This is a genomic window from Bradyrhizobium sp. USDA 4452 (assembly GCF_054063575.1).
This window is the reverse complement of sequence record NZ_JBSSGK010000002.1, coordinates 88,147-111,269: the sequence shown is the minus strand read 5'-3', so window position 1 is coordinate 111,269 and position 23,123 is coordinate 88,147. Positions and strand designations below refer to the sequence as shown.

At 60.2% G+C, this 23,123-nt stretch carries 35 protein-coding genes and 1 pseudogene; 24 read left to right on the top strand and 12 right to left on the bottom strand.

What is annotated here, in order from left to right; genetic code table 11:
* Window positions 1–36 precede the first annotated feature (36 nt).
* From ACVISU_RS41970 to ACVISU_RS41875, 20 genes and pseudogenes are all read left to right on the top strand, one after another.
* Window positions 37–573, top strand: a complete 537-nt coding sequence (locus ACVISU_RS41970; RefSeq protein ID WP_028340238.1) for a phage tail protein — start codon at window positions 37–39, stop codon at window positions 571–573.
* On the top strand, window positions 573–794 hold the full coding sequence (locus tag ACVISU_RS41965; protein WP_028340237.1) for a tail protein X: 222 nt from the start codon (window positions 573–575) through the stop codon (window positions 792–794). Before ACVISU_RS41970 ends, ACVISU_RS41965 begins: the two co-directional genes overlap by 1 nt.
* 96 nt (window positions 795–890) lie before the next feature.
* Entirely contained in the window at window positions 891–1,799 is a 909-nt protein-coding gene (locus tag ACVISU_RS41960; RefSeq protein WP_456711028.1) for a hypothetical protein, read from the top strand.
* The gene (locus ACVISU_RS41955; protein WP_456711027.1) at window positions 1,792–2,004 is read left to right on the top strand and encodes a hypothetical protein; all 213 of its coding nucleotides are present in this window, start codon (window positions 1,792–1,794) and stop codon (window positions 2,002–2,004) included. Before ACVISU_RS41960 ends, ACVISU_RS41955 begins: the two co-directional genes overlap by 8 nt.
* Window positions 2,005–2,018: 14 nt before the next feature.
* Window positions 2,019–3,185 carry an N-acetylmuramidase domain-containing protein gene (locus ACVISU_RS41950; RefSeq protein WP_051447823.1) on the top strand — a complete coding sequence of 389 codons (1,167 nt, stop codon included), beginning with the start codon at window positions 2,019–2,021 and terminating at the stop codon, window positions 3,183–3,185.
* Window positions 3,178–3,576 (top strand): hypothetical protein, encoded by a 399-nt coding sequence (locus ACVISU_RS41945; protein ID WP_172647902.1) that lies wholly within the window; start codon window positions 3,178–3,180, stop codon window positions 3,574–3,576. The genes ACVISU_RS41950 and ACVISU_RS41945 overlap by 8 nt, the downstream gene beginning before the upstream one ends.
* Before the next feature lie 19 nt (window positions 3,577–3,595).
* Window positions 3,596–3,781, top strand: coding sequence for a hypothetical protein (locus ACVISU_RS41940; RefSeq protein WP_028340234.1), 186 nt, complete (start codon window positions 3,596–3,598; stop codon window positions 3,779–3,781).
* Window positions 3,781–4,110 carry a hypothetical protein gene (locus tag ACVISU_RS41935; RefSeq protein ID WP_028340233.1) on the top strand — a complete coding sequence of 110 codons (330 nt, stop codon included), beginning with the start codon at window positions 3,781–3,783 and terminating at the stop codon, window positions 4,108–4,110. The genes ACVISU_RS41940 and ACVISU_RS41935 overlap by 1 nt, the downstream gene beginning before the upstream one ends.
* A gap of 582 nt (window positions 4,111–4,692) precedes the next feature.
* Window positions 4,693–6,288: a hypothetical protein gene (locus ACVISU_RS41930; protein ID WP_456711026.1), complete on the top strand. Its 1,596-nt coding sequence runs from the start codon at window positions 4,693–4,695 to the stop codon at window positions 6,286–6,288.
* 28 nt (window positions 6,289–6,316) lie between these two features.
* On the top strand, window positions 6,317–6,784 hold the full coding sequence (locus ACVISU_RS41925; RefSeq protein WP_028340231.1) for a nucleoside 2-deoxyribosyltransferase: 468 nt from the start codon (window positions 6,317–6,319) through the stop codon (window positions 6,782–6,784).
* Between the two features lie 34 nt (window positions 6,785–6,818).
* A complete protein-coding gene (locus ACVISU_RS41920; protein WP_456711025.1) occupies window positions 6,819–7,508 on the top strand; it encodes a hypothetical protein in 690 nt (229 codons plus the stop codon).
* Window positions 7,508–7,804 carry a hypothetical protein gene (locus tag ACVISU_RS41915; RefSeq protein ID WP_028340230.1) on the top strand — a complete coding sequence of 99 codons (297 nt, stop codon included), beginning with the start codon at window positions 7,508–7,510 and terminating at the stop codon, window positions 7,802–7,804. The genes ACVISU_RS41920 and ACVISU_RS41915 overlap by 1 nt, the downstream gene beginning before the upstream one ends.
* Before the next feature lie 172 nt (window positions 7,805–7,976).
* Complete coding sequence (locus ACVISU_RS41910; RefSeq protein ID WP_155258437.1) at window positions 7,977–8,120, top strand: hypothetical protein; 144 nt, start codon at window positions 7,977–7,979, stop codon at window positions 8,118–8,120.
* Window positions 8,121–8,590: 470 nt separating this feature from the next.
* Entirely contained in the window at window positions 8,591–8,716 is a 126-nt protein-coding gene (locus ACVISU_RS41905) for a hypothetical protein (protein ID WP_256438750.1), read from the top strand.
* Window positions 8,717–9,434: 718 nt separating this feature from the next.
* Window positions 9,435–10,196 carry a hypothetical protein gene (locus tag ACVISU_RS41900; protein ID WP_456711024.1) on the top strand — a complete coding sequence of 254 codons (762 nt, stop codon included), beginning with the start codon at window positions 9,435–9,437 and terminating at the stop codon, window positions 10,194–10,196.
* Window positions 10,183–10,968, top strand: coding sequence for a hypothetical protein (locus tag ACVISU_RS41895; RefSeq protein ID WP_456711023.1), 786 nt, complete (start codon window positions 10,183–10,185; stop codon window positions 10,966–10,968). Before ACVISU_RS41900 ends, ACVISU_RS41895 begins: the two co-directional genes overlap by 14 nt.
* Window positions 10,969–11,128: 160 nt before the next feature.
* Window positions 11,129–13,912: a class I SAM-dependent DNA methyltransferase gene (locus ACVISU_RS41890; protein WP_028340226.1), complete on the top strand. Its 2,784-nt coding sequence runs from the start codon at window positions 11,129–11,131 to the stop codon at window positions 13,910–13,912.
* Window positions 13,909–15,976, top strand: a pseudogene (locus ACVISU_RS41885) (DEAD/DEAH box helicase). Before ACVISU_RS41890 ends, ACVISU_RS41885 begins: the two are co-directional and overlap by 4 nt.
* Complete coding sequence (locus tag ACVISU_RS41880; RefSeq protein WP_028340224.1) at window positions 15,969–17,150, top strand: GIY-YIG nuclease family protein; 1,182 nt, start codon at window positions 15,969–15,971, stop codon at window positions 17,148–17,150. Before ACVISU_RS41885 ends, ACVISU_RS41880 begins: the two are co-directional and overlap by 8 nt.
* Before the next feature lie 51 nt (window positions 17,151–17,201).
* A complete protein-coding gene (locus tag ACVISU_RS41875) occupies window positions 17,202–17,486 on the top strand; it encodes a hypothetical protein (protein WP_155258435.1) in 285 nt (94 codons plus the stop codon).
* A 40-nt stretch (window positions 17,487–17,526) separates the two neighbouring features.
* On the opposite strand, the gene ACVISU_RS41870 is transcribed toward ACVISU_RS41875, so the two are convergent.
* Both ACVISU_RS41870 and ACVISU_RS41865 read right to left on the bottom strand, forming a co-directional pair.
* The gene (locus ACVISU_RS41870; RefSeq protein WP_256438749.1) at window positions 17,527–17,649 is read right to left on the bottom strand and encodes a hypothetical protein; all 123 of its coding nucleotides are present in this window, start codon (window positions 17,647–17,649) and stop codon (window positions 17,527–17,529) included.
* Window positions 17,650–17,708: 59 nt separating this feature from the next.
* Window positions 17,709–18,035 carry a C40 family peptidase gene (locus ACVISU_RS41865; protein ID WP_244980667.1) on the bottom strand — a complete coding sequence of 109 codons (327 nt, stop codon included), beginning with the start codon at window positions 18,033–18,035 and terminating at the stop codon, window positions 17,709–17,711.
* Window positions 18,036–18,059: 24 nt separating this feature from the next.
* Between ACVISU_RS41865 and ACVISU_RS41860 the strand changes: the two genes are divergently transcribed.
* A complete protein-coding gene (locus tag ACVISU_RS41860; RefSeq protein WP_244980668.1) occupies window positions 18,060–18,227 on the top strand; it encodes a hypothetical protein in 168 nt (55 codons plus the stop codon).
* Between the two features lie 36 nt (window positions 18,228–18,263).
* On the opposite strand, the gene ACVISU_RS41855 is transcribed toward ACVISU_RS41860, so the two are convergent.
* The 7 genes from ACVISU_RS41855 to ACVISU_RS41825 form a co-directional block, all read right to left on the bottom strand.
* On the bottom strand, window positions 18,264–18,542 hold the full coding sequence (locus tag ACVISU_RS41855; RefSeq protein WP_028340220.1) for a hypothetical protein: 279 nt from the start codon (window positions 18,540–18,542) through the stop codon (window positions 18,264–18,266).
* Window positions 18,539–19,156, bottom strand: a complete 618-nt coding sequence (locus ACVISU_RS41850; protein WP_051447820.1) for an MT-A70 family methyltransferase — start codon at window positions 19,154–19,156, stop codon at window positions 18,539–18,541. Before ACVISU_RS41850 ends, ACVISU_RS41855 begins: the two co-directional genes overlap by 4 nt.
* A gap of 62 nt (window positions 19,157–19,218) precedes the next feature.
* Window positions 19,219–19,398: a hypothetical protein gene (locus tag ACVISU_RS41845; protein WP_028340218.1), complete on the bottom strand. Its 180-nt coding sequence runs from the start codon at window positions 19,396–19,398 to the stop codon at window positions 19,219–19,221.
* A complete protein-coding gene (locus tag ACVISU_RS41840; protein ID WP_028340217.1) occupies window positions 19,398–19,592 on the bottom strand; it encodes a hypothetical protein in 195 nt (64 codons plus the stop codon). The genes ACVISU_RS41845 and ACVISU_RS41840 overlap by 1 nt, the downstream gene beginning before the upstream one ends.
* A 7-nt stretch (window positions 19,593–19,599) precedes the next feature.
* Window positions 19,600–19,794 (bottom strand): hypothetical protein, encoded by a 195-nt coding sequence (locus ACVISU_RS41835; protein ID WP_028340216.1) that lies wholly within the window; start codon window positions 19,792–19,794, stop codon window positions 19,600–19,602.
* Window positions 19,791–20,087: a hypothetical protein gene (locus tag ACVISU_RS41830; protein WP_028340215.1), complete on the bottom strand. Its 297-nt coding sequence runs from the start codon at window positions 20,085–20,087 to the stop codon at window positions 19,791–19,793. The genes ACVISU_RS41835 and ACVISU_RS41830 overlap by 4 nt, the downstream gene beginning before the upstream one ends.
* A complete protein-coding gene (locus tag ACVISU_RS41825) occupies window positions 20,084–20,590 on the bottom strand; it encodes a deoxycytidylate deaminase (protein WP_210199782.1) in 507 nt (168 codons plus the stop codon). The genes ACVISU_RS41830 and ACVISU_RS41825 overlap by 4 nt, the downstream gene beginning before the upstream one ends.
* Before the next feature lie 396 nt (window positions 20,591–20,986).
* On the opposite strand from ACVISU_RS41825, the gene ACVISU_RS41820 reads away from it, so the two are divergent.
* Genes ACVISU_RS41820 through ACVISU_RS41810 form a run of 3 tightly spaced genes read left to right on the top strand, consistent with a single transcriptional unit; the run spans window position 20,987 to window position 21,910 of the window.
* Entirely contained in the window at window positions 20,987–21,298 is a 312-nt protein-coding gene (locus ACVISU_RS41820; RefSeq protein WP_028340214.1) for a hypothetical protein, read from the top strand.
* A gap of 8 nt (window positions 21,299–21,306) precedes the next feature.
* Window positions 21,307–21,783 carry a hypothetical protein gene (locus ACVISU_RS41815; RefSeq protein WP_456711038.1) on the top strand — a complete coding sequence of 159 codons (477 nt, stop codon included), beginning with the start codon at window positions 21,307–21,309 and terminating at the stop codon, window positions 21,781–21,783.
* The gene (locus ACVISU_RS41810; protein ID WP_456711034.1) at window positions 21,680–21,910 is read left to right on the top strand and encodes a DUF4118 domain-containing protein; all 231 of its coding nucleotides are present in this window, start codon (window positions 21,680–21,682) and stop codon (window positions 21,908–21,910) included. The genes ACVISU_RS41815 and ACVISU_RS41810 overlap by 104 nt, the downstream gene beginning before the upstream one ends.
* On the opposite strand, the gene ACVISU_RS41805 is transcribed toward ACVISU_RS41810, so the two are convergent.
* Genes ACVISU_RS41805 through ACVISU_RS41795 form a run of 3 tightly spaced genes read right to left on the bottom strand, consistent with a single transcriptional unit; the run spans window position 21,873 to window position 23,123 of the window.
* Complete coding sequence (locus tag ACVISU_RS41805; protein WP_172647905.1) at window positions 21,873–22,532, bottom strand: SLOG family protein; 660 nt, start codon at window positions 22,530–22,532, stop codon at window positions 21,873–21,875. The genes ACVISU_RS41810 and ACVISU_RS41805 overlap by 38 nt on opposite strands.
* The gene (locus ACVISU_RS41800) at window positions 22,529–22,822 is read right to left on the bottom strand and encodes a hypothetical protein (RefSeq protein ID WP_028340212.1); all 294 of its coding nucleotides are present in this window, start codon (window positions 22,820–22,822) and stop codon (window positions 22,529–22,531) included. The genes ACVISU_RS41805 and ACVISU_RS41800 overlap by 4 nt, the downstream gene beginning before the upstream one ends.
* Before the next feature lie 10 nt (window positions 22,823–22,832).
* Entirely contained in the window at window positions 22,833–23,123 is a 291-nt protein-coding gene (locus ACVISU_RS41795; RefSeq protein WP_028340211.1) for a hypothetical protein, read from the bottom strand.

Below are 23,123 nucleotides of genomic sequence, written 5' to 3'. Positions count from 1 at the left end.
GGGCCGGGCTCTCCTCCAACAATCCGAGAGGTATCTATGGCATTCATGCTGTTGGGCATGGCTCCCGTCCTGGCGAAGGGAGAGACGGCCCCCACGGATGGCAGCGACACGATCCTCTTCTACGTTCCGCTGCCGAACCATGAGACGCCGAACTTCGAGACGATCCAGCGCGACCACCAGTTCACCTGGGTGTCGAATGATCGGCTTTCCCGTGATCCGGCGATGCAGTTTGTCGGTCCAGGTGAAGAGAACATCTCGATCGACGGAAAGCTGTACCCGTACCATTTCGGCGGTCTCGACACGATCTCGCGCCTGAAGGCGGCGGGCAGGCGAGGCAAGCCGATGGACATGATGCGGTTCTACCCGCTGAAAGACCCAGCCGGCTATGCAGCCGAGTTCGTCGGCACCTATGCGATCAAGCGGGTCCGGACAGTCGAGCAGAAGATCGGCGCGATCGGCATCGCACAGAAGATCGACTTCACGGTCGAGCTGACCAAGTACGGAGATGACGTCTACACAGGCGGCGTCGTGATCCCTGCGGCAACCGACGACAACTCGAAGCTGGGGATCTGATGTCGACTTACGTCACCAAGATTTTCGATAGGCTCGACCGTATCTGCTTCGCCAGATACGGCAACTCGTCCAACGGGATCGTGGAATGGGTGATCGAGCAGAACCCTGGCGTCGAGCTTTACGGCATCGTGCTCCCGTTGGGCATCACAATCAACCTTCCGGACGCACCGAAGACGCTGGATGCACCTCCGGTGCTCAAGCAGGTCTTCCTCTGGAAATGATCAGCGGCATACGCGAGCGCGTATAGCCGCGAAATATACGCGACAGCGTATGAAGGCCGTCCTTCGGGGCGGACTTTCTTTTTGCGCGGAGTGTAAATGGCCACCGGCTACACCCCGATCTACCGCGTCATGAAGGGCGGTATCGATATCACGGGGAACTTCAACGACCGAACCACGCAGATCAAAGTTGAGCTGATCGCTGGCGGCGGCGAGGGCGACAACTGCACCATCACTCTCGATGACCGAGACTGGGCTCTCGCCACAGTCGATCCTGGTGATCAGATCGGCGTCTACCTCGGCTACAAAGAGGTGGGCCTTGCCTATCTCGGAACCTTCAATCTCACCGACGTCGTCTACAAGGGCAAGCCGCGCAGTGTGCAGCTGGTCGGCACGTCCACCAAGTTCGGTGACCTGAACAAGGCGCCGACGACCAAGGAATACATCGGCAAGACCGTCGGCGAGATCCTCAGTGACATTGCCGGCGAGACCGGTATGGCCGTCGCGGGTGCCACTGGTCTGACCGACCAACAGGTCGAGACCAAGAACCAGATCACCAGCAACCTGCACGTCATCAACGAGCTGGAGCGCCGCTACGGCGCCGTGGCGAAGGTGGTCGACGGCAAGCTGATGTTTGTGCCTCGCGACTCCGTCACCAACGCCAGCGGCGAGCCCGTGCCGACGTTGGTGCTCAAGCCGGAGCACTTCGGCGACTGGCAGGTCCGCTACATGCAGCGCTCCGCGTTCAGCGGCGTCAAGGCGTTCTGGTGGGATGAGCACGACAAGGTCCGCAAATGGGTCCAGTCATCGACCGCTCCGATCGGGCAGGCCACTGGCGGCGAATATCCGATGGGCGAATGGTTCAAATCGGCGGCGGGAAGCCACTGCGGCTGCCAACTCCAAGATGGAAGCGTTCAACCGCGCCCAGGTCGAGGCAACGTTCGATCTGGCGAAGGGCGACCCGTGGATCCGCGACACCCAGACCATCTCGGTGCAGGGCATGCGTGACCGCGTGAACGGCTCTTACGTCGTTCAGCGAGCGATCCACACGTACATCAAGAGCACTGGCATCCGCTCCACGCTCGAATGTCGCGGGCCCGGCAACGGCACCGACTTCAGCGACCGTGCGGACGACCTGCTGCTGAGTCCACTCCCGGGTGAAGTCATGGGCACCGTGCTGCCCGAGAAATGGAACTTCCCCGACGACCTCTAACGAAAGACTCCAACATGTTCAGTAAGGAAATCGTTGACGCCATCGTGGCGGCAGCGAACGCGAACGGCTGGCCTGCGTCTGCGCTGCTCGCCGTTGTCGAATGCGAGACCTCGGGGAAACCGTTCGAGCAGGACAACCACACCCCAGCGCTGCTCTTCGAGCGGCACAAGTTCTATTCCGAGCTGCAGTCCCACAAGCCAATGAAGCTGAAGGACGCCATCAAGGCGGGCCTCGCCATCCCGAAGTGGAGCCGGAACACCCAGTACAAGGACCAGGGCACCTCGGCCGGTCGATTGAATGTCATCGCAAAAGCGAGGCAGATCGACGAGGAAGTCGCCAACAGAGCGGCGTCCTGGGGCCTTGGCCAAACCATGGGCTTCAACGCCGAGCGCCTGCACTACGACAACGCGACCGCCATGGTCGAGGAGCTGTCGAAGGGCGTCGCCGAGCAGATCGAAGCCATGGTCCGAGAGATCAAGTCGAGCAAACTCGACAGGCATCTCATCGCCAAGGACTTCGCCAAGTTCGCCAAGGGCTACAACGGCGCCGGCTACAAGCAGAACAACTACGACACGCGCATGCGCAACGCGGACGCTGTTTGGGCTCGTCGCCTGGCCAACGGCTTCGAGGCCAAGCCGAGCAAGTCCGTCACGCTGCTCTACCAGAGCAAGCTGAAGGAGCTGGGCTACGCGGTCGGCAAGGTCGACGGCGACTGGGGCAACCTGACCACGGGCGCGACCTCCGCATTCCAGCGGAAGGAAGGCCTGAAGATCACGGGCCACCCCAACGACGAGACCACCGAGCATCTCGATAGCGTCGGTCCTGATCAGGCTGCCGAGCCATCGGTCGCGCGCCAGACGGCGACGGTCGACGATCTCCGGACCGCCGGCTCGGCGACGATCGCGGCGGCCGACAAGGGCTCGCTCGTGTCGAAGATCCTGGTGGGTGCGGGCGCCGTGGGTGGCGCGCAGCAGACCGGCATCCTCGACCAGGCTCAGGACATGGTCGGCAAGGCGCAGACCGCCAAGGCCGTCCTCGACTCGATCCACGACCTCGCTGCCGGCCTCGCGCCGTACTGGTGGGTCGGCGTGATCGCTGTCGGCTTCATCAGCTGGCAGCTCTATGGCGACGTCATCAAGCGCCGCCTCGCTGACCATCAAGCAGGAGTTCACCTTGGATAAGGCTATCACCAAGGCCAAGGCCATCTGGGCCAAGGCCAAGGCGATCTTCGCGACCAAGATCGGCAAGGCCCTCGCGGCCTTGCTGATCCTGGCGGCGATCATCTCCTACACCCATCACCGCGGAGTCGTCTCGACCTCCGCCAAGTTCACCGCGCAGGTAGAGCAGCTGAAGCAGCAGCTCGCCGACGCATCAGCAAAGCCCGCTCCCGTCTGCCTGGACCAGGAGCCCGACGCCGGCACGGCCGAACGTCTCAAGCAGGCTGAAACGGCGAAAGCCGCTCTCGAAAAGAAGGTCAAGGACTATGAAAAGCAGCTGGGTCGCCGGCCTGCGAAGGCTGGCGGTTTTATTCTGTCTCCCGCTGACGCTCGCAGCCTGCAAAACATTCGGTGATGCATCGCCGCAGGAGCGGATGAGCATCCAGTCCTGCATGCGCCTGGCGAACGCCGTGGAGCTTCCCCCGATCAAGGCGGGTATGGATGCCCGCGTCGTGATCGCGCGATACCGGGCCGCCCTGGTGACGGCAAACTCCAACATCGACGACACCAAGGCCTGCTTGGCCCTGCTCGACCGGGCAGAACAGGACGGTAAATTCTAATGGCTCTCGCCGACGTAACGCTCGCTGACGTGCTGAGCCTCGCCGGACCCATCATCGCGGTCGTGGGCGCCATCTCCGGCGTTTGGTACCGCATGGAGACCAAGGTGGAGGGCGTGCGCAAAGACGCTGCCGACTCTATCCACTCCGTCGAGAAGGAGCTGGCAAACTTCAAGATGAAGGTCGTGGAGGAATATGCCTCCTGGGATACCGTGCGAGCGATCGAGACCCGCCTGACCGAACGGATGGACGGCCTCTCGAACCAGGTCATGGCCATGCCGGACGCAGTGGTCGACCGCATCACGAAGTTCCTCAATCTGAAATCTGCATAAGCCCTGTGCGGGCCGGGACGCCCCGGCCATCTACCGACACCAAACCCGCACACGCAGACCCTGAGCGCTCAGGGGCAGCCGGTGAGAGCCCGGCCCAACCGTTTGCATTATCTCGTCGTGCATTTGCATTCCAGCAAATTCTATGATAGTGGCTCAGGAAGAAATCCACAGCCCTTCCGAAGGAAATCATGGCACCGCCGCAAACGCCATCCGCTGAACGCGCCCGCAGGAAACAGGTCATCGAAGACCTCCTGAGACAGGGGTACCACCCTCAGGGATCGCGCGGCGGGATCGCATCCGCGACGAAGACGGCCGAGCGCCAAGAGAACATCAACTATCCGAACTGGGTCCGCGCCGAAGAGGCGCTGAAGCGTAAGCGCAAAGAGAACTATGCGATCGACTGGTCGCTCTACGTTCCGCCTGCACCCAAGGCTACCGTCACCTCAGGTGGCGAAGAACTGTCCGCCGAAGAAGTCGACCCGTTGATCCGGGCGAAGACGCTCTCGGCCGAGGTTACCCAACTCATCACCCAATCGAAATACCCGGTCATCAACCCGGGAAGCCGTCATCGTCGACACGCCGATGCTGCGGAGCTGGTCCGCCAAGCACCGTCGCTACGTCGAGAAGGAGGGCAGGCCCCGGACCTGGATGGTCGAGACCCTGCGCGTCGCGCCGTATCGCGATCCCCGCGGCAAGAACTTCATCTTCACAGGCGCGCAGAACGATGCGCTCCTGCACGAGGAGTTCTGGGTCAACCTGAAGGCCTATGCCGCCTACATCGACGCCGAGATCATCGTCGGTCCCTGGACCTACGAAACTCAGTGGTGGGCGGAGAACGACCCGCAGGCGCGCACCTATGCGCCCGAGCTGACGGAGCACCTGTGCTTCGGCCAGATGAAGATCGGTTCGAACTTCGTGTTCTGCGGCGAGATGAACACGCTGCCGACCGCGTCGCAGCCGATCTCCGACCTGGTGACCTACAGCCGGGGCCGGTGGGCCGTGTTCCCGCACGCCAAGCGCCAGCTCAAGAGCGTCCCGTCCAACGACCCCAACGTCCAGGCCCACCAGGTCATGACGTCGGGCGCCTGCACGCGGCCGAAGATCATCCCGCGCAAGGCGGGCGTGAAGTCGCTGTTCCACCAGGTGGTGGGCGCCACCGTGGTGCAGTTCGACGAGGACGGCGACGTCTTCTGCCGGCAGATCACGGCAGACGACCATACCGGGGCGTTCTACGACCTCGACGCCTACGTGGCGAACGCCGAGGTGACCACGGGCCATCGGGCTCGTGCGATCACCATGCCGGACCTCCACGTCCGCAAGATGGACCAGGCCAACTGCATGGCCATCTTCGGATGGGACATGCGGGGCGGCCGGGCGCAGTTCCGCGAGAGCATGGTTGACGTCCTCGATCCCGAGAACGTCATCGGCCACGACATCTTCGACAACGAGGCGAGGAATCACCACCACGTCCACGACAACGCCTACAGCTACGAGATGGCCTTCCGGGGCCGCGACAGCGTGGAGGAGGAAGTCGAGCAGTGCGGTCAGTTCTTGCTGACGGCGATCGGCCTGGGCGCGCTGCCGATGGTCACGGTCGGCGATCGGACCTTCATCGTTGCGGAAGGCAACCACGACATCGCACTGGAGAAGTACGCCCGAGAAGGCCGGTACCGAAACGACGGCCGGAACGTCCGCTTCGGCCTGCAGCTCGAAGACGCGTACCTGGACTACGTCGAACGGCGCTCGATCGCCATCGACAACAACCAACCCGTGCCTCGCTTCTCGCTGCTCGAACACGCGATCCGGATGAAATATCCGCAGCTCGGCGACAAGGTGATCTGGTGCCATGACGGCTACAGCCACCTGATCGACGGCATCGAGGTCGGCAACCACGGCTTCCGCGGCGCGAACGGCGCCAAGGGCACCGTGAACGGCTTCGCGCGGGCAGGGCGCAAGATGTCGATCGGCGACAAGCACAGCCCCGAGATCATGGAGGGCGTGTACGTGGCCGGCGCCATGAACCTGCGCCACGGCTACAACAAGGGCCTGTCGGGCTGGGCGGTCACCGTGATCATCCAGTACCCGGATGGCAAGCGCTCGCTGCTGACCTTGCAGAAAGGCAAATGGCGGCCTGGGAAGCGCGTCGTGCGCGTGCCGGCGCCGTCTTTCGCCGCCTGATCGTTTGCATGAATGCAAAGGAAGAACGATGAAGCCGCTCGTCTACTTGGCGGGCCCGATCTCCGGGCTCAACTTCGATGGCGCCACCAGCTGGCGCGACAGCGTGAAGGAAGTGCTCGGCGAGTGGGGGATCAAAGCCCTCTCGCCGCTGCGCGAGCAAGAACACCTGAAGCAGGTCGGCATCTTCACGAACGCCGCGGAGGAGGCTGCTCGGCTCGAGTCTCCGATGTCGATGCCCAAGGGCCTGACCATCCGCGACCGCTGGGACGCGATGCGTTGCGACGTCCTGCTGGTGAACTTGCTCGGCGCGAAGACCGTGTCGATCGGCACCGTCATGGAGATCGCCTGGGCCGACTCCAAGGGCATCCCGATCGTCGCGGCGGTCGAGGAGAAATCCAATCCGCACGAGCACGCGATGCTCATGCACTGCATCGGCTATCGCCTCACCAGCCTGTGGGACGCCTGCGATGTGACCCGGCAGCTGCTTGCCTGCTGATTTGCTTGAATTGTAACGAGGAGAGAGAAGACAAATGACGGTAGTTGGACTCGCAGGTTTCGCTCAGTCGGGCAAGACGACGGCGGCTCTGTACCTGGAGAAGAAATACGGCATCCGCCGTAAGCACATCGCCGAGCCGTTGCGGGCGATGCTCGCTGTGCTGCTGCAGGCGAACGGCATGTCGTCGGACGAGATCACGCGCTACCTGGAAGGCGATCTCAAGGAGCAGGTCATCCCGTGCCTGGGCGTCACCTCGCGCTACGCGCAGATCACGATCGGCACCGAGTGGGGCCGGGAGCTGATCAGCCAGGATCTGTGGGCCAACACCTGGGGACGCGGCATCGCTGAGGGCGAGTCCGTGATGAACGACTCCGTGCGCTTCCCGACGAACGAAGCTGCGGCGATCCGGAAGCTCGGCGGCGTGGTCATCATGATCAAGCGCCCGGGGACGAAGCCGGCTAAGTTCAAGTGGGGCAAGCTCGGCGAGTTCCTGTACGACCGGTTCGGGCTGATGTGGGGCGTCCACGACAGCGAGCGCATCGATCGCATCAAGCCGGACTTCATCATCCACAACGACGCCTCGGTCGAGCAGCTGCAGGTCGACCTCGACAGCGCGCTGGTGAAGCACAACCAGATGGTCAAGCAGACCAGCTTCGCCCACTCCAAGCGGAGCGCAGCGGCGAGCGTCGGCCTGGCCCTCGCTGCCGGCGCCATGGTGCGCTGATGCCGATGGTGCGCTGGAAAACAGACAGCAGGCCGCAGCGTCATGGATGGGCTCCAGGTGAGTACATCCATGCCCGCTGCGTCGGTCAGCTGTGCCAGGAGCTGGATGATTCCAGCTTCATCGGAGCCAAGCGGGCGATCATGTGCGCCGACTGCGCATACGCACTGCCGGAGCAGGTCGACGAGCCGGCAACGAAGCTCACCCAGGAGAAGCTGATCGAGATGATCAAGGACATGTTCCGACAAGTCCGGCAGATCGAACTCACCCTGGAAGAGTTCGAGGCACGCAAGGGATGAGGTTGATCAACATGGAATTGACCCGGGGTGACGCAGAGGTGATCACCCCGGAGCAGGTGTGGGCGGAGATCGGGAAGATCTTCGTGCAACGGGCTTGCGGTTTGCACCCCACTGGGCCGGTGAAGAGTGGCCGACCCCAGGTCAACGTGCGAGAGCTGTTGGCGAGGGAGGGGTGACCGCCGCCCTGTTCATCGCCATCGCGCTGTTCGGCGCGTTGGTGTCGGTCGTGGCCTTCTATGACAAGGACAGGAGGCTATTGACCAGCGGCGTACTCGTGGTCGTCGTGGCAGGGGTTCTGGCGCTGTCCGCGTGGTGACCAATGTGATGGAAGCGGGCAGCGTTCCCCATCCCTTGCACCGGTTGACCATCCGCGCCACCTTGCGGTCCCCCCGTGGCTTTGATCAAATCCGACAGTGATCCGGCTCCACATCGGAGAGCCCCGAAAAAGTTATCCAATGTCAAATGCTGCGATGAACTACTTTCGCACAGGGCAAGGCTCTGAATTTCAAGAGAAAACCCCGTTGCTAAAAGGATGTCCACAGGTCGCAATTCCGACGAGGCATCATTTTTCGGGGTATAATCGGTGCAAACAGCCGAATCGGCGTGTCGCGAAGATGCGCTCATGGGCTAGAACGTGAATCGGGCGATGCTCTGGTAAAGCACCGCCCGACGCCTGGAGGAGATCCCGAGGGCTCTCCGTCCTCACAACGTTAGTTCTCGCTCTCCCCAGGCACCTTTGTCAATCCGCTGCGCGATGTCGTTTCGCGCCACGCATGAGGTTTGCCTATGTCGGACAAGTTGTTCGTGAGTCTGTGGGTAGTGAATATCAGCGCGGAAGGCCTCTGGGCCATCGCCGCCGCAATCATCATCGTCGGTATTGTCGCCGTCGTTGTCGCTCGGCGAGCCACGTAGATGCTTCACCCAGCCGCCTTCTTCATCGCCTCAGCGAGAGCCTCGGCCATCTGCCGGGCATGAGACGGCCGAGAGAATTGCAGTAGCGGTTGCGGACGATCCAATGGGGCCAGTCCTGCTTGCCTTTGGCGCTCCCAGTCTCGGCGTAGAACGGCGGCGTCATCCCGATCCCGGTGTGGGATGCGAGAAGATGCCGAGCCAGTTCATTGATGTCCGTCACGGAAGGCGGCTCCCACGCTGCCAGTCGTCCGGCTTCTGTTCGATGAACTCAGCCCATAGTCCGGCGGCGAATTCGACGCGGCCCGAGCGGCTAGGCTTGACCGAGGAGTTGCGCCTTCGGCTCCATCGCGCTCAGCGGATTGCAGGTACCCAGCAAACGTCGCTGTAATCGCCCGCTATGAGCACCAAAAAGAGCCAGGTCATTTGGGACGCGGGTCACTCGTGGGCGCCGAAATACGCCAGACCGCCCGGGACCCAGACACTCAAGACCCGGGCGAGCCTGCCGCTTAACGCCATCCGCACCGCGGGATACGCCGATTGGGAAACTGGAGCCTCGCGGAATGGGTATTTTGTTACCGGTGTTCTTGCAATCAGACATTGAACTAATCGACCGGCGTATAGAATCCGGCTATGTGCAGCAGAAGGGCGATCTGATCTAGATTGCCGCTCCGGCGGCAAGATCCAGAGGCGTCTGAAAAACGAGTGAGGGCGCGGGCCAGTGCCGACCATAGCCGAATTCTTAAGACTCAAGAGCAACCCCTTCGAGCATTACACCGCTGAAACTGAACCTCACATCTCGGAATATGCGGTCCGTCCGCCCTATTTGCAGGCGATCGTTGCGAGAGCGATAGCACACACGACGTTTATATTATTCGGTGATCGGGGAGCAGGTAAAAGCGCCACCCGGCTAACACTTTTCAACGAAATCTGGGCGCGCAAGCCTTCGGACGATAGGCCTCTCGTCGTCAACTTTGTCGATTTCACCGCCGCTCTGCCGTCGCTCCGAAAGGGTGCCGTGAGTGAGGATGAACTGATCAAGGAAGTCGCTTATTTGGTTATCGAACAGGTGCTGACCTGGTTAGCGTCTCTGACTGAAGACGAGCGATCGACATACACCGGTGCACTGAATAACGATGAGAGCAACCTCATCATGGCTCTCCTGAAGGCGTTCTATCTGTCTCGCTCCGATATGGACCGGCAAAGGACGATGAGCGATGCCTTGCGTTTATTGAACCGAGCTTGGAAGACAAAGAGTGTGATGTGGGCGTCTCAACGATGGGACTCCCTTTCGGGTGTTGTCGCTTCGTTGGTTGACGCCTTCACCAAAAAGCAGGCCGGTGTCGAGGTCCAGGCACCCGTCGAGAAGTTGCTGAAGTCCCTTGCAGGAGGCGAGGGAGGAACTTCGCGGACCGTTCTTCAAAAGCTCGTCGATTTTGTGAGGATCTTCCCGTTTTACCGGAATTGCGTTGCTTGTCGATAAGGTCGACGAAACGGATGTTACCCAGAATTCGTCGGACGCCAGTTCGCGCCTTATCCATCCCATACTTTCGCACGTTCAGCTTTTGGAAGTTGAAGGATTTGCTTGGCTATTTTTTCTCTGGACGCAAATTAAGCCTTACTTTGAGGCCGACAAATTTCCTGTCCGCCTGGATAAAATTGCGCATACCACGATCGAATGGGATGATCGATTCTTCGCAGAAATGCTGGACTCGCGCATAAAATATTTCTCGGAAGGGAAGTTGAAATTCGCTAATCTTTTTGACGCAGCGGTCGATGTTGATGCGGCAACGCGGTTGGTCATTTCGATATCTATGCGCTCCCCTCGCGAATTGGTACGCCTGATGGACACCATCATAGTGGAGCACGATATTAGAAATGCTGACTCGAATCCTCCGATGCTGCTGACACAGCAATCGATAGAGGATGGTCTGGACAAATACGTTAAAGAGCGGATTAGCGCCGTCTACCCCGACAAGACCTTGGGGCAAATATACAGGTTGCCTGATGTGCGCTTCATCAACAGAGACGTTCAGTCCGCTTTCCGTGTAAACGCTCAAAGCGCGCGAACAAAGATTAAGAATTGGGAAGATGCCGGTCTGGTCAAGCAGACAGGCACCCGCGCGCCGGAGGGAGAGCAGGGTGGCAAACCATCAAACGAATATTCGATCGTTGACGCTCGTGTTGAGCGAATCATCAAGAGGCGCCTCATCCATCTTGATGAGCTGGAAGATGCTGAAGCCGAGGAATCCTAGACGCGCGCGGATAACCCAAGTTCGGCGCTCACCGTGGCGAAAAAAGTTAGACAAATCCCGTTGATCCGTGCGACTCCTCCAAGAACGGCCAAGCCGACAGGCGACGTCGCGGTTAAGACGCACAATGCGAGCCTGAAATGCATTTTGGGGCAGGAACGATATGAACCCGGTCGAAATCGAAGAAGCGATTTCGGCTCTCGCTGAGCAGCCGTTCGATCCTCTCGAGTTCCCTTTCGCTTTCCTCCAAGCGTTCGGGAATAAGGATACTACGATCAAGCGGCTGCGCTCGGGTGCGTCTAACAAGTCCGATCTGGGCGGCGTCCTGCAAACGAACAATATCCACATCGCGGTCTGTCCGCCGGGCGAGGTCACAAAGACTCTTACCGCGCTGAAGGCCAGCCCGGCGACGGCCAGGGCGAAGGCACGATTCATCCTCGCGACCGACGGGGCGGACTTCGAGGCTGAGGACCTGGAATCGGACGATCCGCCGATTGCTTGCGCCTATCGGGACTTCCCTGATCACTTCGGTTTCTTTCTGCCGCTCGCCGGGATCTCCACCGTCAAGCAGGTGCGCGACAGCTCTTTCGACATCCGGGCCACCAGCCGTCTGAACCGCCTCTATGTCGAGCTTCTCAAGGACAACCCCGATTGGGGAACAGTCGAGCGCCGTCCCAACATGAACCATTTCATGGCGCGGCTGATCTTCTGCTTCTTCGCCGAGGACACCGACATCTTCAACGGGAAGCGTCTTTTCACGGGCACCATCGAACAGATGAGCGCGCGGGACTCGTCCAACACCCACGAGGTGATCGGCGAGCTATTTCTCGCTATGAACACGAAGATCGAAGATCGCGAGGCGGCAAAAATACGAAATTGGGCTGACGCATTTCCCTACGTCAACGGAGGTCTGTTCTCAGGCAACTCGAAAGTGCCGCGGTTTAGCAAGATCGCACGGTCCTATCTCCTTCATATCGGCAATCTGGACTGGACCAAGATCAACCCAGACATCTTCGGTTCGATGATCCAGGCCGTCGCCGACGACGACGAGCGCGGCGCGCTCGGCATGCACTACACTAGCGTGCCGAACATCCTGAAAGTGCTCAACCCGCTGTTTCTCGACGACCTGCGGGCGCGGCTTGAGGAGGCGGGGCACAACTCTCGCGTGTTGCTCAACCTGCGCAAGCGGATGTCGAAGATCAGAGTGTTCGATCCGGCCTGCGGATCGGGCAACTTCCTAGTCATTGCCTACAAGGAAATGCGGGCGATCGAGGCGGAGATCAACCAGCGGCGCGGCGAAGAGAACCGCCGTACCGAAATTCCGCTCACGAACTTTCGTGGCATCGAGTTGCGCGACTTTCCGGCCGAGGTCGCACGCCTTGCTCTCATCATCGCTGAGTTTCAATGTGATGTGCTCTATCGCGGACAGAAAGAAGCTCTGGCCGAGTTTCTGCCGCTCGACGCCCAGAATTGGATCACATGCGGCAATGCGCTGCGGTTGGATTGGCTGAGTATCTGCCCGCCTACGGGGACAGGCGTCAAGCATCACGCCGATGATCTGTTCCACTCACCACTCGATCAAGCGCAAATTGACTTCGAGAATGAGGGTGGAGAGACCTATATCTGCGGGAACCCTCCGTATCTCGGTTCGACGTGGCAATCCGAAGAGCAAAAGTCAGAGCTGCAGGCGATTTTCGACGGACGAACAAAAAGCTGGAAATCGCTCGACTATGTCGCCGGTTGGTTCATGAAGGCGGCCGACTACGGCACACAGACTAATGCGGCTGCGGCCTTTGTCGCGACCAATTCGATCTGCCAGGGCCAGCAGGTGCCGATCCTGTGGCCACTCGTTTTCGAAACCAGGCATGAAATTGCTTTCGCGCATACCTCATTTAAATGGGCGAACTTGGCGAGCTACAACGCAGGCGTCACGGTGGTGATTGTCGGGATTTCAGGTCATCTGGCCAAGACACGTCGGCTGTTTTCAGTTGCCGATGACGGAAGTGCCATTGTCAAGGAGACCGAGCACATCAACGCCTACTTGGTGACTGGCCCGGACGTAATTGTCGAGAAGGCGGCAAAGCCTCTCACCGCCGTTTCAGAAATGACTTTCGGTAGCAAGCCTGTGGACGGCGGCAATTTGCTACTTTCCCGCGATGAATTGTTGGCTCTTGGACTGGAGCGAAACGATCAGCAAAAGTACATACGACCAATATTTGGCTCTGATGAATTTATCGGAGGAAGACAACGGTTCTGCATCTGGATCGAAGACAAAGATGCACAGGTTGCGCATGTACACCCCATCATCGGGCCGCGCTTGCAAAGCGTCCGCGCAATGAGACTAGGAAGTCCAAAGATCCCAACGCAGCGAGGCGCAGAGTGGCCTCACCGATTTGATGAACGCCGCCAATCAGGTAGAGAAATTGTTATCGCAGTAGCGGCGATCAGTTCGGAGAATAGAGAGTATCTTCCGTGTGGATTGCTGCCGCTGGGAACAATTATATCTAACAAATGCTTTGCCCTCTTTGATGCACCGTTATGGAACATGGCGATCGTTGCTTCGCGACTTCATTGGGTCTGGATCGGCACGGTCTGCGTACGGATGCGAACTGATTTCTCTTATTCCAATACTCTCGGCTGGAACACATTTCCCGTCCCCACACTGACTGAGAAGAACAAGGCCGATCTCACTCGCTGCGCCGAAGATATCCTGCTCGCGCGCGAGGCGCATTTCCCAGCGACGATCGCTGATCTGTACGCCCCGGACAAAATGCCCGCCGAACTGCGCGAGGCTCACGTGCGCAACGACGAGGTGCTGGAGCGCATCTACATTGGCCGCCGGTTTCGCAATGACACCGAGAGGCTGGAAAAGTTGTTCGAGCTTTACACCAAGATGACTGCAGGACGGGGAACGACCAAGAAACGGAAGGCTGGGGCGAGTGCATGACCATTGATGCAAAATCAGTTCCCTCCGTTTCGGTTTCTTATGCCCGCAACGGTAGCTCGACCAAGGCCAATGCGCTTGGCATGCGGCCAATGCAGGAGCGCGCCTACGAAAGGCGCGGCGAGCAGTATCTTCTGATCAAGTCGCCGCCGGCCTCTGGCAAGAGCCGGGCGCTCATGTTCATCGCCCTCGACAAGCTCCACAATCAAGGGCTCAAGCAAGCGATCATCGTCGTTCCAGAGAAATCTATCGGCGCTAGCTCTCCACGACGAGCCGCTGTCCAAGTTCGGCTTTTGGGCCGACTGGACCGTTGCGCCTAAATGGAATCTCTGCGACGCGCCCGGAAACGACAATGGCGGTAAGGTCAATTCTGTCGGCGCTTTCCTTGACGGCGACGATAAGGCGCTAGTCTGCACCCACGCTACTTTCCGCTTCGCGGTGGACAAGTTCGGCGTCGAGGCGTTCGACGACCGGCTGATCGCCGTCGACGAATTTCACCACGTTTCGGCGAATCCGGACAACAAGCTCGGTCTACATCTCGGCGAGTTCATCGCCCGCGACAAGGTTCACATCGTCGCGATGACCGGCTCCTATTTCAGGGGCGATGCCGAGGCCGTGCTGGCCCCGCGCGATGAAGCGAAGTTCGATACCGTCACTTACACGTATTATGAGCAGCTCAACGGCTACGAATACCTCAAGCGGCTCGACATTGGCTACTTCTTTTATTCGGGCTCCTATGCCGATGATATCCTGAACGTGCTCGATCCGGCCGAGAAAACAATCATCCATATCCCGAGCGTCAACTCCCGCGAAAGCACGAAGGACAAGATCAAGGAGGTCGAGCACATCATCGAAGAGTTGGGCGCATGGCAGGGGCCCGACCCCGTGACTGGCTTCCAGCTGGTCAAGACACCGGCCGGCCGCGTGCTCAAAATCGCAGATCTGGTCGACGACGATTCCGCGAAGCGTGACCGCGTTTCCGCCGCGCTGAAAGACCCGGCGCAGAAGAACAACCGCGAGCATGTGGATATCATCATTGCGCTAGGCATGGCGAAGGAAGGCTTCGACTGGATTTGGTGCGAGCACGCGCTGACTGTCGGATACCGGTCGAGCCTCACCGAAATCGTGCAGATCATCGGCCGCGCGACGCGCGACGCTCCGGGCAAGACTCGCGCGCGCTTCTCCAACCTGATTGCCCAACCGGATGCCGCCGACGAAGTCGTCAGCGAGGCGGTGAACGATACCTTGAAGGCGATAGCGGCGAGCCTACTCATGGAGCAGGTGCTTGCGCCCCGCTTCGAGTTCAAACCGAAGAACCCCACGAGCGGTCCGGTGGAAGGGTTCGACTATGGAGACGGGGGCTACGACCCCAACAAATGTAATGTCGGCTTCAACGGGGACACGGGGCAATTCCAGATCGAGATCAAAGGTCTGACCGAACCCAAGAGCAAGGAAGCGGCGCGCATCTGCCGCGAAGACCTGAACGAGGTCATTGCCGCCTTCGTTCAGGACAAGACCGTCATCGAACGCGGCTTGTTTGACGAGGAATTGGTGCCTGAGGAGCTGACGCAAGTCCGCTTGGGCAAGATCATCAAGGACAAATATCCAGAACTTGACGAGGAGGATCAGGAGGCGGTGCGCCAGCACGCCATCGCCGCCCTCAACCTGACGCAACAGGCCAAACAGATTGCGCTCGAGGGTGGGGCAGGCGGCGACCCCGAGCAAAGCGCCAACACGGCCCTGATTGACGGCGTGCGCAGGTTTGCGATGGACGTCCGCGAACTCGACATCGACCTTATCGACCGGATCAATCCGTTCGGCGAGGCTTACGCTATCCTCGCCAAGACGATGAGCGAGGACAGCTTGAAACAGGTGCAGGCGGCGATTTCCGCCAAGCGCACGAGCCTGACGCCGGACGAAGCGAAGGAACTCGCTCTGCGAGCCTTCAAATTCAAAAAGGAGCGGGGGCGGCTTCCCTCGATCAGTTCGACAGATGCCTGGGAAAAGCGGATGGCCGAAGGCGCTGCCGCCTTTGTTCGTTTCAAGGACGAGGGCCGCTATGACTGACCTCGACCTCGACGAACTGCGCGCCGAACTGGACGACTTCGCTCAGCCCGAAAAGAAGGGCGGACGCTCCGCGCGCGAAGAACGCATCATTGCCGGGTTCGAAGAAATCCAGCGCTTTTTCAAGGAGCACGGCCGCGCTCCGCAGCATGGCGAGGATAATGACATCTTCGAGCGACTTTATGCCGTGCGCCTCGACCGTCTGCGCGCACTTGAGGAATGTCGTTCGCTTCTTTCGCCGCTCGACAATCAGGGACTGTTGACAGGCGCGGAAAGCACCCCCGCCGCTCCCGAAGAGGCGGTGGATGAGGATGAGTTGCTGGCCGAACTGAGGGATGCGGCAGGCGCATCCGATATCACCGAACTCCGCCACGTCCGCACCGCTGCCGACAAACGCGCAGCGGAGGAAATCGCCAATCGCAAGAAATGCGAGGACTTCGACCGATTCAAGCCTCTGTTCATTCAGGTCAAGAAAGACATCGATTCCGGCATCCGCCAGACGCGGCCCTTCCAAACCATGGCTGAAATTAAGCAAGGCGAGTTCTTCATCGTCGGCGGCCAGATCGCCTATGTCGCGGAACTTGGCGAGGAATTCACGACGCAGTATGACCGTCGCGACAGCCGGCTGCGCGTCATCTATGACAACGCTACGGAAAGCGACGTGCTGCTACGCTCTCTCCAGCGCGCGCTTCACCGCGACGAGGCCGGGAGGCGGATCACCGATCCCGTCGCGGGACCGCTGTTTGCCGGCGAGAGCGCCGAAGGAGACCTAGCCAGTGGTACGATTTACGTTCTGCGCAGTAAGTCCGACCACCCGCTGGTCGCAGCCCATCGCGATGTTCTGCACAAGATCGGCGTGACCAGCGGGGATGTGGAACGACGTATCACAAACGCGAAACTCGACCCGACATTTCTGATGGCCGAGGTGGAAGTCGTCGCGACTTACGAGCTCTACAACGTCAATCGCACCAAGCTGGAAAACCTCATCCACCGCATCTTTGGCCTGGCTCAGCTCGATGTCGAGATCAAGGATCGCTTTGGGAATCCAGTGATCCCGCGCGAATGGTTTCTTGTACCGCTGTTCGTGGTCAACGAAGCAGTTGATCGGATCAAGGACGGAACGATTACAGACTACACATACGATCCGAAAGCAGCAGCATTGGTGCGTGTAGCCTGACTTCGATTGACGGCTTGCGTACAAATGGACCAAGACCGGAGTGAGGGAGCCATGACACCCGATACCGTCTTTTGGCGTCGACAGGAGCGTGACGACATTCTGAAAGAGGTGATCAAGGCTTCACAGGAGGTCGATCGGGTCGCGCTAATTTATGGCGAATTATATGAGTTCTTAGGTGATCGTCGGGACAAGCATTCAAGAGCAGCTATGGACTCAATCGGCGACCGACTGACAAAGGCGCAGGAGGAATTGGACATGCTTTTCTCGCGGCTATCGGATGCTCATCGGGCCGTAGTGCTCGCCAGAGCCGAGGCAGATGAGATCGCGGCCAATTAGGTTGACCCGCGCTTACACGACGTCTTCATTGAGAAACGGGCTACGGAGCCGAGGTGTCGAGCATAACCACGATTGCCTTCCATTCCTTCTTTTTGATGTAAGCCCGCGCCTGATCGTCGCTCTTGCCGACGAGGTATTTCAGGATCGGAGCTGCACGCCGCACGACGCCATCCGTCTCAAAGCCGGCGACGAAGTGCGGTGCTACAACGCGGACCAGATTCATCAGGTCGGAGAGACCCAGGCGCGGATGCGGCTGCGGGAATAGACCGCCTCGCGGACGCGGCCACCGTGGTTGCCGCTGATCACGATCGGATCGCCCTTGACCGTGAAGCCTGACACGACACCAACATGTCCGCCGCCGCGGCGGCCCATGGTCACGACGGCGCCGACCTGCGGAGCGATGTGCCGGTGCCGTTCCCAGGAGAGAGCGCGATCGTCGACGTCCCGCGCGCCCGTGACCTTGCGGAGGAATGCCGAGCACCACAGGGTGCTGCGCACGCCGACCCGGTGGGCGGTCTCTCCGATGAAGTGGCGAGCGCGTTCGACCACCCCTGCGCCTGCGCTGAAGCCGGGATGGAATCCGGACTGGAAGGAGTCAGCGAACGATGGCTCCTCCTGCACAACGCGCTCCACGACGCGGTGACGCGCATGGCGGTGATGATGGTGATGATGCTTTGGGCGGGCTTCGGCGGCCGAAAAAGACAAGGCGATGATCGCAGCGCCGACGAGCGCCGTGCTTAGGGTTCTCATTTTTGGGGTAGCTCCGTTGAAGGTGGATCAGATCGCGTTGCGTGCAGCGATCCGTTGGCGGTCAGCTTCGACCGCGGCGTAGGTCGGGTGCCGCGTCCACTCGTCGCCGCTCTGGATGGCGAAGGTCTGCTGCACCTGACTGATGAAGAAGCGCGCAGCCTCTTCACCCATGTCCGCGAGGATCTTGTCCCCGAAGACCATTCGGAATGTGAGCCGGGGCTGTTTGCCCTCGTCCTCGATCTTCGTCGCGGCGAAGCCGAGGGGGCCTGCGGTCACGACGACGAGGTTGGTGATTTTCTGAGTCATGCTGCGATCTCCTGCTGCGGGTTGAACTTCGAGGTCTCGTTCCCCCAGGAGTCCCAGCCGGGACGCTGCTCGCGGCTGAAGATGTCGGCCTTCGGATATGGCCCAGCCATCTTCGCGGCCTCGACGTAGCCTTGCTCAGGCTTGCGTGAGTGCTCGCGGCGGGGTTCGAGGATTGCAGAGCGGATGTCGCGTGCGTGGATCTTCGGCTTGCCGACCTTTCCGATTAGGAAGGGCTCATGGCAGTTGCGCAGCGCGTAGCCGGTGCCGAAGGTCGGCTTGCTGCCGTCCTTGACCATCTTCACCCAGACACCCTGCGTGACGTAGGTGACGCTCCAGCGTCTGAAACACTCGCGCGCCTGGTCGTACATCGGCGCGGTGGCGTAGAGCCAAACCCACATGCCATCGCGATGCGCGAGACGCTCGATATCCAGCTCGAAGATCTCTTCGAGAGTCATCGTGTCGTAGTGCTGCTCGGCGGACTTGCCTTTGCCCTTGGCCGAGTAGGTCTTGAAGGCCCACGGCGGATCGATCTTCGCGAGCCCGTAGTGGTGCTCCTTCAACGGCGCGAGGTTGAACGTCGGCGGCGGCAGGATGGGGAAGGGTTTGATCTGCATTTGGTTCTGTTTGCATTCAAGCAAACGACAGGACGCGCGTATCCCGTCGATGCTGATGGTGGTTACTTCATCAGGTCGGCGAAGGTCTTGTTGATGCGCTCGATGCGTTCGACGTTGCAGCCGTAGCACCAGGCGCCCCAGTGGGTTTTGCGGCAGGAGTTGCCGCAGCCCAGGCAGCTCGTGAGCTTGCCGGTCTTGTAGCGCTCCGGGTCACGCCACGGCTGTGGCTCGGGCGTGGACATCACTTGCTCTCCGCGGCTGCGAGCGCGGCGCGGCCGGCGTCGGTGATGCGGAACTGGTTGCCGTACGACGGATGCTGCTCCTTCACGAAGTAGCCCAGCTCGGCCAGCTTCGCGGTGGACTTCTGCTTGAACAGACCCCAACCACCGGGGCGACCGGCGGCATCCTGCAGGGCTTCGATCTCGCGCTTGTTCATGGTGTCCTCAGCGTGGTGTGACGATGACTTCGATCTCGCGGCCGATGTAGAAGGCTCGCTTGTTCCGGTCAGTCATCGGAACGTTGACGAGGATGCTCATGAAGGGCTGCCATTCAGCTGCGCCAACCGCCTTCCCCTGAGCGGTCACGCTCAGCTTGTCGCCCCTGTCGCTGGCTTCCAGTACGTGTGCATTGATCTTCACTTGTTCTCCTCTCGCCACTTCTTCGCTTCAGCGGTCAGCCGCTTATCGATGATCTCGTCGTCGCTCTTGGCAGTGATCGCCTGCACCAGTAGGCCATCGGGCAGCACCGACTGGCAGGGCTGCTTCTTGTCCGGGCGCTTGCAGGAAGGTTTGGTGAGCTTCTCGCGGACCACGAACATCTCGCGGTCGGGTCCGAAGCGCTCGATCAAGCCGTCCTTGCTGAGGCGGCCCTCGCGGTCACACTTCGAACATTTCACCCGGACATAGGGCAGGGGCCAGGCGCCGAGCTTCATTCGACCTCCGTCGTGTCGATCAGCGCCCAGGACACGCCGGCCTCATCGTAGAGCTGCCCGGCGTCGCGAACGGATGCGGCCCAGCGGTCCTTCAGGTGCTCGGGCAGCTCAGGAGCGACCACGCGCTTGATGCCAGCCTGGATGACGTGGAGGGAGCAGCGTTTGCAGGTGATGAAGGGCCAGGTGTAGAGCGTGTAGCCGTGCAGCGGCTCGCGGGCCGTGAGGATCGCGTTGATCTCGCCATGGACAACGAGGTCGTACTTTACCTCTCGGTTGTTCAGGCGCTCGTCGGTGTCGGCGATCCCACGAGGGAAGCCGTTGTAGCCGAAGGAAGCCATCGTCTTGTCGGGACGAACGATGACAGCCCCTACTTTAGTGCTGGGGTCTTTTGACGCGGTGGATACCGCCTGAGCGACCGTGAGGAAGTAGCGATCCCAGCGCGCCTGCTTGAGACGTTCCCGTGTCAATTCGGGATTGGCATCAACATCGTTGAACGCCTTCAACCATCGGACGAAACCGGAGTTCGCAACTCGGGTTGCCAGTGAGTCGGCGACGCCGCCTAATCCGCTGTCACGCAGAAACGCGGAAACGTGCGGAAATGTAAGGCTATCAGGCGATCTGGAACCCGGGAACAATCGACCCTCCGTTTGCTTTGTGATGTTTGCATTAACGCAAATGAGATGGCGTGGCAAGAGGGGACACCTATTTTCTGCCAAGGGCGCTCGGGCAAGAAATTTGTGGTAAATCCGCGCCAGTACGGGGTTTTGTGACGGGGGTTGGGTTAAGGTTACCGTAGTATAACGGGCATCCCGCACTCTTGCGTCCGGATGCAAATGCTAATAGCAGTCCCGCATAAGCCGGCCCGCCGTGGGTTCGGGAACGAGAAGCATTAAGAAAAAATGAAAACGTCGTTTGAATACCGCTCATACGTCGTCAGCTTCGACGGGGCGGCCTACCGAGCCGACTCCTCTGACGGAGAACCCTTTACAATCAGATCCAGGAACGTGCTGCGCGTCACCCGCGCGATCGACACGCTATGGAATGCGCTTGGGGGGAAGATCCCAGCGCCGGTCTGGCTGCACAGTCCGTCCGATCTCATCGACGTGGACGCTGCTTCAGAAGCGATGGTCGTGGTCGACCGTCCAGCGGTATCCGTCGTTCCTTCGTTCCCGATCGCGCCCGTTGCTGCGGCGCTGCAAGCCGTCGCCTGAGGTTCTCGATGACCACCATTTACCGCAACTACGACGTCTCCAAGGTCGGAGATACCTTCGTCGGCCAGTCACGAGACGACGAGAGTCTGATGATCTCCCGCAGCCAGCAGCGCCTGATGAGCGCTATCGACCAGATGTGGGACGGCCTCGATCGCGGCTCCGCTCCCTCATGGTTCTCCGGCAGCAGCGCGATCGACCTCGATGCTGTCGAGATCGTCGATCAGAAAGACGCCCCTGAGGCGATAGCATCGGAGACCGATCCACCGCCCGCCGGGGAATGGCGGGTGCCGTATTGGCTGTTCGGGCTTGCCGCATTGAGCGTTTCGGCTCCTGTGGCCTATGCGATGGATTTCCTTCGGATCGACGCGCGCAATCGACGTTATGCTCACTCTCGGGATTTGCGCGGTCGCGCTCGCGTTCGGGCGGGGCTACGCATTGACGTGTGCAGGGATCTCCGGATTCATCGTCAACTTCTTTGCCGTTGAACCATTTTTCACGTTCGACCCTCCGACCTGGAGCGAGGTTGCCAACCTGGCGATCAACTTCGCTGCAGCATGGGCGATACCAATGCTTCTCAAGGAAGGATCGACGTTTCGACGCTCAAGGGGGTGAGTCCGTACGCCAGGCATCGCTTCGTCATGTCAGTAGTTCCAGCTCCGCCCGGAAAACCAACGGCGCAATTCGGGCGCCCCTCACGCAGCATCCGTTCATTGCGGAACGGGCCTGCCGCTGCGTCATACAGCTTTCCACGTTTGTTTCTTCTCACCACAGCTCCCGGCCGATCGACGTTGTCCCAATCGGCCGGGTAGGGGTCGACCGCAATGTTGCGGTCCTCAGCCCACTGGCGAGCCAGCAGATCGGCTCCAGACATTTCTCCCTCAATGATGCAGGTGATCTTCCTGCGCGCATGGACGGCGTCGAGAACGCGAAACAGCGTGCGTTCGTCGCGGTAATCCCGGCCTCCGAAAACGACCACGCGGTGGTTCGCCTTCAGCAGGATCAAGTCCCCGTGACACCGATGCGGCGCGCAGAAGCAGACGAGGTCACAGCCGGCGAGCGACGACACATCCATCTCGGGCAGCTGTTCGCACTCGAACTTGTTGCAGACCTGGTCACGGTCGCCATCCTTCCCGATGACGAAGCGGTTGCCCCAGGGCGAGCCGCGGCCGATGTAGACTGCACCAGGGGGAGCGTCCCCATGGTGCTTGTTGTAGACTCGAGGTGCGGGCATCATTGTTCCTTCCGCCAGGGGTTTTGCTTGCCCGTTCCACCGAACTGCTTATCCCAATTCCACGCATCGGATGCGCGGCTCTCCGCCGCAAAGAGCGCGTCCTTGACCTTGTTGTAGATCGCCAGCTCTTCGGCCGAGAAGGAACGGTAGGCTTCGTTCCTCGCCGTTGCTTTTACGTTATACAGCTCCTCCGCATCTCGTTCCTTTTGCCTCTCCTCAGGGGTCATCTTGGACAGGCGCTCGTTGTCGCGGAGTATCTCTCGACGTGCGCGGCCCGGATTGTTGTGTCCCATTGCCGTGTCCTCAGCGCTTCATGTCACATGTGACGGGGGAGCCCTTGAAGTCGAAGTCAGCGACGCCCTTAGTGGCAGTGCAAAAGTCGAAACCAACCCCATCCTTCTCGGCATGCCATCCGGCCCTGCCGCAGTCCGTCTCCTTGATCGCGTAGACCGTGCCCTTCCAGGTCAGGGTGTTAGCGGCATCGTCCACCTTCAACGTGCTCGTCTTGCCGTGATCCTTACAGACGTAGTTGTAGGTCGCGGCCTGGGCCTGGCTAAGACCCATGGCGAGTGCGATCAGCAGAATCTTCTTCAT